The following is a 6173-nucleotide window of genomic DNA, read 5'->3' as shown; positions in this document are numbered from 1 at the left end:
TATCCAAAGAAGACAATCCAACAGCAAACTATCAGATCGATTTACCTGTATATTTTGCCAAACTAAGTTTTTCAAAATATCAATACTAGTGGCATTATTAACGTAGTTCACATAGGACTAGGTTAAGAAACCGATTGCAAATATAGTATTTTTCGCAAAAACAACATACTTTAATGCAAAAATTAATAAAATAAGGCTATAAATTACTTCTTTCTTGCAGAGAAAAGCCCCTTTATCTTCTTAAAAGACCTAGTCCTATGTGAACTATGTTAAAAAAAATAGCCCAAAGAGAGCACTAAACACTTTTTGGTTATGGTGAATGTCCCGAAGGGACTAACTGTGAATAGCTCCCGGTGAAGCCGGGGGATTCGGATATCCGCCAAACACCATGTCCCTGAAAGGGGCGAATAACGACAACAAGCTATGATTGAACACCTTCGGGGCTCACTGGAGGGAAACCACTATTCCTCCGGCTTCACCGGAGGCTATTCATAATCGAACCCTTCAGGTCCGCCGGTGTTACTAATAAATAGGGGTTACTCAGTGCAATGACATTAATTGAAAGATGAAGAATAAAAACTAAAAATTCAATGTTAATTGTTCCGGTAATAAAGTAAATGTTTTACGGTGATAAGGGGTAATTCCGATTGCACGGATTGCTTCACGGTGGGCTTTAGTAGGGTAACCTTTATTTTCAGTCCAGTGATAATCCGGATACTCTTTGGCAAGTTCGTCCATATAATCGTCACGATAAGTTTTGGCAAGGATGGAGGCAGCAGCGATACTCAGATATTTACCATCCCCCTTCACCACTGTCGTATGATTTATATCGGGATAAGGAGTAAAGCGATTTCCGTCGATCAGCAGATGCTCCGGTCTTACCTGCAACTGGTCGATGGCACGGTGCATAGCTAGAAAAGAAGCCTTCAGTATGTTTATCTTATCAATTTCTTCAGGAGTAACGATACCGACAGCCCAGGCTATTGCCTCTTTCTCTATAACAGGACGCAAGGCATACCGTTTCTTTTCGCTCAACTGTTTGCTGTCATTCAAATCTTCGTTCTTGAAATCAGGTGGTAAAATAACAGCTGCGGCAAATACCGACCCGGCCAAACACCCGCGTCCGGCTTCATCACATCCGGCTTCTATCCGGTTCGCTTCCAAATAAGGTAACAACATAGCGTTTTATTTGTATGAATCAATTTACTATCTTCTTTTTTATCATCCAGGGGCGCAACACGAAATAAGAGAATAAGGTTGCCAATGCAACTCCTGTGATGTTTGCCAGGAAGTCAAACCAGTCGCCTCCCCGGTATGACGTACAATATTCCTGCAATAATTCAATCGCCCCGCTCATCAGGATCGGACAAAGCACGGCTCCTATCCAGGCATGCCACAAGACCTCATCATATTTCCGGTGATTACGTAAAAACTCGATCCAAAGCATACCGGACAATCCGGCATACATACAAATATGGACAACCTTGTCTATTCCCGGGATCTTTCCGATCTCCACTGAAGGCGGCTTGAAAAACGACAGATAAATAACAACCAAAATGATTGTCAAGGATATTGGATATTTCTTCAGGTAATATAGCATAGACTACTTATTAAAACATTTTTCTTACACGTTCTACCCCGGCTGCGAAAGTATCGATCTCTTCTTTCGTATTATAAAAAGAGAAAGAAGCACGCACGGTACCTTCAATGCCTAAAGCCTGCATCAGCGGTTGGGCACAATGGTGACCGGTACGCACGGCAATTCCCAAACGGTCGAGCAGCATCCCCATATCATAATGATGAATATTGCCTACCAGAAAAGAAAGAACTGCCCCCTTATGGTCAGCCTGCCCAAAAATACGCATTCCTTCGATTGCATTCAGCTTTTCGGTCGCATAACGTAACAGTTCGTCTTCGTAAACGGCGATATTATCCATCCCCAAACGGTTGACATAACGCAGGGCTTCTGCCAAAGCCGTACTTCCGATATAATCAGGGGTACCGGCTTCAAATTTAAACGGTAATTCATTAAATGTCGTCTTCTCGAACGAGACAGTCGCGATCATTTCGCCACCACCCTGATAAGGAGGCAGTTTATCCAGCCATTCTTCTTTTCCATACAACACACCGATACCGGTAGGTCCGTATACTTTATGACCGGAGAATACATAGAACTCAGCATCCAGATCCTGCACATCGACTGCCAGGTGAGGCACAGCCTGCGCACCGTCTATCAATACCGGCACATCATGGTTATGCGCTTCCTCAATTATTTCTTTCACCGGATTTATTGTACCCAGCACATTCGAGACATGGGTTACGGAAACCAGCTTCGTCCGTTCCGAGAAGAGTTCACGGAACTGCTCCATATCCAGTTCCCCCTTTTCATTCATCGGGATCACTTTCAAGGCTATTCCTTTGCGGGCTGCCTGTATCTGCCAGGGGACGATATTGGAATGATGCTCCATAACAGAGACAATCACCTCATCGCCAGCCGACATACATTCGTCGGTGAAGCTGGAAGCTATCAGATTGATCGCTTCCGTCGTTCCGCGTGTAAAAATAATTTCATTGGAAGAACGCGCATTCAGGAATGATTGTACGGTCTTACGTGCTTCTTCATGCGCTTCGGTTGCAGCCTGGCTCAGAAAATGCACTCCGCGATGGATGTTGGCATTTACATTATAATAACCGCTTTCTATCTTTTCAACCACACACCGGGGCTTCTGCGTTGTAGCACCGTTATCGAAGTAAATGAGCGGTTTATCGTATATCTTATGTTCCAGTATTGGAAAATCTTTCCGGATAGACTGTATATCTAACATAGCTCGTGTATCTTTAGTCGTATAACAAACGCCAAAGATACGATGTTTATTTTAACAACGGCGATTTATTCATTTATACAGATATAAGAATATAAAAAAAGCCTTTCGTTTCTACGCGAAAGGCTTTCTTGTACCCTATGAAGTTCTTTTTATCATTTCTGATAGAAGCGAACCCAGTCTATCTCCATTTCTACTGGCAGATCTTCCGGATCAACGGTACCTACCCAGCTACCGCCCAACTGCATATCCAGCAACAGATAAAATTTACCGTCATTAAAGGGGAACTGCCCTTCCTTATCCGTTTCAATCCGGGGATAGGCAAACGTACGGGTTTCATTTATGAAAAACACCAGACTATCCGGATACATTTCTACCGTGTAGGTATTAAAATCATCCGGGTTGATAAGTCCGGTACTCCCCTGTTTCGGATTATCTTTAATGCCCAGATCAAAAGTATAATGGGAATGGACTGTCTGATAAGCGATACTATCATTGTTCAGACGCTCCATAATGTCGATCTCACCTCCGCCGGGCCATTTGCCATCCTGAGGCAGCAGCCAGAAAGCAGGCCATGCGCCGGTCGCTCCGTTCAGCTTTGCATGAATTTCCAGACGCCCGTTATTAAAGCCTACTTTATCCTTTGTATAAACACCACCGGTTATATAGGCCGCCGTATCGGTCGGCAGACTGTAATTAACCAGGCCGCGCAATACCAACTTCCCGTCACGCATGGCATAGCAAGAGTCAAAATCGGACATATAGTTATTCCAGTCGGATTTGCCACGGGGGATCTTACTCCATGAAGCAGGATCAAAACTACCGGTCTGATCGAAGTTATCTTCCCAAACCAATTTCCACTCAGCAGGTGACGGTTTACAACACGGTAAGGCAATCATCATGCCCAAGCAGGCCAACAGCCCTAAAAAGTTCTTTTTCATATCGCAGTATTTAAGAATAAGTGATTAGAATCCATCCAAAGGTATTAAAACTGTGGGAATTAACAATAACATTCCCAGCAAAATAAACAGGATAAGAATGCGGAAAAACCACTTCACCCATATTTCATAAGGTATATGAGCCAAGCCGAGCGCCCCCATCAAAACACCGGAAGTTGGTGTGATCATATTGGTAAACCCGTCACCGAACTGGAACGCCAGCACTGTTGCCTGACGGGAAATACCGATCACATCCGAGAATGGTGCCATAATCGGCATAGTCAATGCCGCCTTCGCCGAACCGGAAGGGATAATAATATTGATCGTAGTCTGGATCAGGTACATAACTCCGAGGGAAGCAATCTTTCCGGCCTCTCCCATCAAAGTAGCCATACTATGCAGGATCGGATCGATGATACGCCCGTCCTGTAGTATCTGGATAATCCCGCCCGCCAGTCCGACTACCAGTGCAGCCGAAAGCATATCTTTAGCTCCGGTCAGGAACTGGCTGATGATCCCGTCGGCTCCCTCGTTATTGGCAAACCCGGACAGCAGTCCCATAGCCAGGAAGATAGCCGATATTTCCATCAGATACCATCCATATCCCATCACGCCTACTACCAGAAAGACAATAGTATAGCCCAATAAGTTCAAAATAAAAAACTGATTCGACTTGCGCAGTCCCAACCAACCGGTCAAAGCAAAAAGGGTGGTAAACACCGGTACTGCCGGAAAACTCACAGCACTCTCTCCTACTTCAAATGTGGTAGAAGGGTAATAGATCGAAAAGCCGATCAATGAAAGCAACAACAATAGGTAGACAACCCAGGCGGAACGGGTCGTCTTTTCTTCCTGCACCTCTTCGGAAGCAACTTCTCCCTTTTCCCGCCAGTAGGCATCCGCCTCATACATAGGAGACAGCTTCGGATTCTTTTTCACCTTCGCCGCATAACGGAGAACGATAACGATCAGGATAGAAGTAAGTACCACCCAGCAAAACAACCGGTAACCGAAACCAGAGAACAGCGGCAAGTCAGACAATCCCTGCGCGATTCCGATTGTAAACGGATTCAGGATAGCTCCTGAAAAACCGACATGTGCCGCCACATAAACCATACAGAGTCCTGTGATGGAATCATACCCCATCGATATGGCAAGCGGCACAATAATGATGACAAACGCAAGCGTCTCCTCACTCATGCCAAATACGGCTCCAAACAAACTGAACAGGGTTATAATCAAGGATATCACGACATTATTCACTCCAATCATCCGGAAAAAGCCATATTTCTCCACCTTACGCGAACTACGCAAGAAAGATAATATCCCGGTATCGATCGCCCGGCTACTGTTCATAATCTGGAAAGCTCCCCCGATAATCAGCAGGAAAGCTATGATGCCAGCCTGTTTCTCGAATCCTTCCAGCAACACACCGAAGACCTGCCAGCTCTGTGGGGCGGGATCGACTGCATGAAAGGAATTATCTACAATAACCGTACGTTCGGTACCATTGACTGCCCGTACCTCCCTGGAATATTCGCCGGCAGGAATGATCCAGGAAAGGACGGCACAGATCAGGATTACAACGGATATAATTGTGTAAGTATGCGGTATCTTATTCAGTTTCATTCGTTCTTTTGGATTAGAATTAACCGCAAAAGTAAGGCAAACATTTGTTTTATTCAAAAAAAGAAAGGGGATGGAGGTGTTTATGGGTTCAATATTTATTCAGAAATGAAACATTCCGGGAAAAAAGGGGTAAACCGCTTTTAGAGATAAAAGAAAAAACGGTCAACCCGATATAGTTTTAAATGTTAAATCCAGTCAACCCACTTCAGGAGTAAGACAAAAAACAGACAACCAAAATTAGGTTACTACACGATGTTGCAAAAATTTCGTTTTAAACGAGATGAAATTCGTCTTAAACGGACTGTAACCCCGTTTTAAATGAGAAAAAACCCGTTTAAAACGAAGTTAGTGCTCGTTTAAAACGGGTTTTCAGGTAAATATAACTATATATCGGCCTTACGGCGGCCCATATTGCGAAGGCGTCGTTCCGTATTGTTCCATGAAACGTTTGTGGAAGGTGGCCGTATCATTGAAACCGACCATTTCTGCGACTTCCTCTATCGAATAGTTCTAAATTTATCAGAGTTGAATGTTTTAGTGTCGCTGCTTGTCCTGAAAGGACTAACTGTGAATAGCCCCCGGTGAAGCCGGGGGAGCCAGATATCTACCGGATGGTACGTCCCTGAAAGGGGCGAATAACAGGCTATGATTGAACCCCTTCGGGTAGGGTGTTCAGTAAAGTGTTCTCATTTTAGCATACTTTTTTTAGTGTTTGATTCCGCATGGAGACTAGGTTTGGCGATAGTTTTTTTGATGCCCATTCATTGATATCCTTGAGTCGAAT

Annotated in this window: 5 protein-coding genes and 1 pseudogene; all 6 read right to left on the bottom strand. The window is 44.3% G+C overall.

What is annotated here, in order from left to right:
* Positions 1-579: 579 nt before the first annotated feature.
* Positions 580-1179 (bottom strand): ribonuclease HII, encoded by a 600-nt coding sequence (rnhB, locus tag NBH14_RS28445; protein WP_186959857.1) that lies wholly within the window; start codon positions 1177-1179, stop codon positions 580-582.
* Between the two features lie 19 nt (positions 1180-1198).
* Positions 1199-1600 carry a VanZ family protein gene (locus NBH14_RS28440; RefSeq protein ID WP_186959858.1) on the bottom strand — a complete coding sequence of 134 codons (402 nt, stop codon included), beginning with the start codon at positions 1598-1600 and terminating at the stop codon, positions 1199-1201.
* A gap of 10 nt (positions 1601-1610) precedes the next feature.
* On the bottom strand, positions 1611-2825 hold the full coding sequence (locus tag NBH14_RS28435) for an aminotransferase class V-fold PLP-dependent enzyme (protein ID WP_186959859.1): 1215 nt from the start codon (positions 2823-2825) through the stop codon (positions 1611-1613).
* Positions 2826-2977: 152 nt separating this feature from the next.
* Complete coding sequence (locus tag NBH14_RS28430) at positions 2978-3763, bottom strand: glycoside hydrolase family 16 protein (protein WP_186959860.1); 786 nt, start codon at positions 3761-3763, stop codon at positions 2978-2980.
* A gap of 24 nt (positions 3764-3787) precedes the next feature.
* The gene (locus tag NBH14_RS28425; protein WP_186959861.1) at positions 3788-5389 is read right to left on the bottom strand and encodes a YfcC family protein; all 1602 of its coding nucleotides are present in this window, start codon (positions 5387-5389) and stop codon (positions 3788-3790) included.
* A 396-nt stretch (positions 5390-5785) separates the two neighbouring features.
* Positions 5786-5896 (bottom strand): annotated as a pseudogene (locus NBH14_RS28420) (helix-turn-helix domain-containing protein); the annotation flags it as partial.
* Positions 5897-6173: the final 277 nt, after the last annotated feature.

Source organism: Parabacteroides caecihominis (genome assembly GCF_023656785.1).
Classification (GTDB): domain Bacteria; phylum Bacteroidota; class Bacteroidia; order Bacteroidales; family Tannerellaceae; genus Parabacteroides; species Parabacteroides segnis.
The sequence above is the reverse complement of the archived record's forward strand: the minus strand, read 5'-3'. Positions and strand labels throughout refer to the sequence as shown.